Genomic DNA, 1,175 nt, shown 5'->3' on the forward strand with positions numbered 1-1,175 from the left:
ACTACCATTCACATGAGCATTACCATAAATATTGCCATAAACATGAGCATTGCCATAGACAAAAGCATGGTCATAAATTTTTGCATATTGAGAGATAAAAGCCTTTCCATAGACTTCAGCATTGCCATAAACTTGACCACAGACTTGCGAATAATGCCGTATTTTTGCATCATCATACACTCTTGCATGACCGTAGACACAAGCCTCATCATACACCCAGCAATTGCCATCATGGGATAGGTTAACTTCCTTTTCAATAAAGCCGCCTAAAGACCCCGCCTTTATATCATCAAAATCTTTTAAAGCTTTAATGCGATAAAGGTTTATAATATTTCGAGTAAGAGCATGTTTGATTTTTTTGATTTCACTGGTTAATTCATATTTTTTGCACATAAGAAGACCCTCACAATCTAATGTGATAAACGTTTGATAAAATTTGAAATGGAAAAATTGGGTTGGAAAGCAGGCGCCCCCGCCGCGCCCGCGCGTGTCATTTACGCAGCATCACTTTCATATTCGCTGTTATCATCATCGTCATAATACCCTTCAAAATCAGCATAATACTCATGACGATAATAATCATCTTCGCTCCCAAACTCAGGATATGCATCATCACAGATATCTTCATTAGCTGTTAAAGAGGCATTGCTATGAATGTAAGAATTGCCTGAGACAAGAGCATCACAAATAACAGCATCATCAAAAACACGCGATTCATCACAGATATAAGCAGAGCCACTTATTTTTGCATTGCCTCCGACATGGGCATCATCACAAATGACAGCATTATCAGAAATATGAGCATGATCAGTGACACGGGCGTTATCATAAATTTGTGCATTGCCTTCAATTACAACGGCGTTGTTAGCATGCGCATTACCAGACAGTTTTGCATTGTCCTTTAATGTCAGACCTTCAAAAATAGCATTCCCATAAATTTGAGCATTACCATAGACATCAACAAAAAAGCTTTTTACTTTAGCATTTCCAAAGACGCGTGCATTTTGAAAGACCCGAGCTTTATTATACACCCAGCAATTACCTTCATGAGATAAGTTGCTTTCATTTTCAATATACCCCCCTAAATCGCCTTTTTTGACATCATCAAAATCTCTTAAGGCTCTAATTCGAGTTAAGAAATGACCATCGATATATTCACAATCATCAATAAATTC

At 37.4% G+C, this 1,175-nt stretch carries 1 protein-coding gene and 1 pseudogene; both read right to left on the reverse strand.

The features are described 5' to 3' along the window. Nucleotides 1-393 (reverse strand): annotated as a pseudogene (locus ACFINE_RS09790) (hypothetical protein); the annotation flags it as partial. A 101-nt stretch (nt 394-494) separates the two neighbouring features. Further along, the coding region (locus ACFINE_RS09795) for a hypothetical protein (RefSeq protein WP_375621895.1) at nt 495-1,175 on the reverse strand (681 nt) is incomplete at its 5' end.

It is taken from the genome of Bartonella sp. AA97HXZ (assembly GCF_042196985.1).
GTDB lineage: Bacteria > Pseudomonadota > Alphaproteobacteria > Rhizobiales > Rhizobiaceae > Bartonella.